The organism is Paenarthrobacter sp. NCHU4564 (genome assembly GCF_052156435.1).
Classification (GTDB): Bacteria; Actinomycetota; Actinomycetes; order Actinomycetales; family Micrococcaceae; genus Arthrobacter.
Genome location: NZ_JBQLIS010000048.1, coordinates 1 through 1,606, shown reverse-complemented (window position 1 = coordinate 1,606; position 1,606 = coordinate 1). Strand labels below are relative to the sequence as shown.

The window sequence follows — 1,606 nt, the reverse complement described above, 5'->3', positions numbered from 1 at the left end:
TGTTAGCAGCTCCTTAGAAAGGAGGTGATCCAGCCGCACCTTCCGGTACGGCTACCTTGTTACGACTTAGTCCCAATCGCCGGTCCCACCTTCGACGGCTCCCCCCACAAGGGTTAGGCCACCGGCTTCGGGTGTTACCAACTTTCGTGACTTGACGGGCGGTGTGTACAAGGCCCGGGAACGTATTCACCGCAGCGTTGCTGATCTGCGATTACTAGCGACTCCGACTTCATGGGGTCGAGTTGCAGACCCCAATCCGAACTGAGACCGGCTTTTTGGGATTAGCTCCACCTCACAGTATCGCAACCCTTTGTACCGGCCATTGTAGCATGCGTGAAGCCCAAGACATAAGGGGCATGATGATTTGACGTCGTCCCCACCTTCCTCCGAGTTGACCCCGGCAGTCTCCTATGAGTCCCCGGCCGAACCGCTGGCAACATAGAACGAGGGTTGCGCTCGTTGCGGGACTTAACCCAACATCTCACGACACGAGCTGACGACAACCATGCACCACCTGTAAACCGGCCGCAAGCGGGGCACCTGTCTCCAGGTCTTTCCGGTCCATGTCAAGCCTTGGTAAGGTTCTTCGCGTTGCATCGAATTAATCCGCATGCTCCGCCGCTTGTGCGGGCCCCCGTCAATTCCTTTGAGTTTTAGCCTTGCGGCCGTACTCCCCAGGCGGGGCACTTAATGCGTTAGCTACGGCGCGGAAAACGTGGAATGTCCCCCACACCTAGTGCCCAACGTTTACGGCATGGACTACCAGGGTATCTAATCCTGTTCGCTCCCCATGCTTTCGCTCCTCAGCGTCAGTTACAGCCCAGAGACCTGCCTTCGCCATCGGTGTTCCTCCTGATATCTGCGCATTTCACCGCTACACCAGGAATTCCAGTCTCCCCTACTGCACTCTAGTCTGCCCGTACCCACTGCAGAACCGGAGTTGAGCCCCGGTCTTTCACAGCAGACGCGACAAACCGCCTACGAGCTCTTTACGCCCAATAATTCCGGATAACGCTTGCGCCCTACGTATTACCGCGGCTGCTGGCACGTAGTTAGCCGGCGCTTCTTCTGCAAGTACCGTCACCCCGAAAGGCTTCTTCCCTACTGAAAGAGGTTTACAACCCGAAGGCCGTCATCCCTCACGCGGCGTCGCTGCATCAGGCTTGCGCCCATTGTGCAATATTCCCCACTGCTGCCTCCCGTAGGAGTCTGGGCCGTGTCTCAGTCCCAGTGTGGCCGGTCACCCTCTCAGGCCGGCTACCCGTCGTCGCCTTGGTAGGCCATTACCCCACCAACAAGCTGATAGGCCGCGAGTCCATCCAAAACCACAAAAGCTTTCCACCACCATGACATGCGCCAGATGGTCATATCCGGTATTAGACCCAGTTTCCCAGGCTTATCCCAGAGTCAAGGGCAGGTTACTCACGTGTTACTCACCCGTTCGCCACTAATCCCCCCAGCAAGCTGGAGATCATCGTTCGACTTGCATGTGTTAAGCACGCCGCCAGCGTTCATCCTGAGCCAGGATCAAACTCTCCGTCAAAGTAAAACAAAAACGAAAACACAACAACCCCCACCGGAAAAAGACAGGAGAAGCCATGCAAAA

Annotated in this window: 1 rRNA gene; it reads right to left on the bottom strand. The window is 56.6% G+C overall.

The features are described from left to right. Positions 1-17 precede the first annotated feature (17 nt). Positions 18-1,543, bottom strand: a 16S ribosomal RNA gene (locus ACSVIE_RS21025). Positions 1,544-1,606 lie beyond the last annotated feature (63 nt).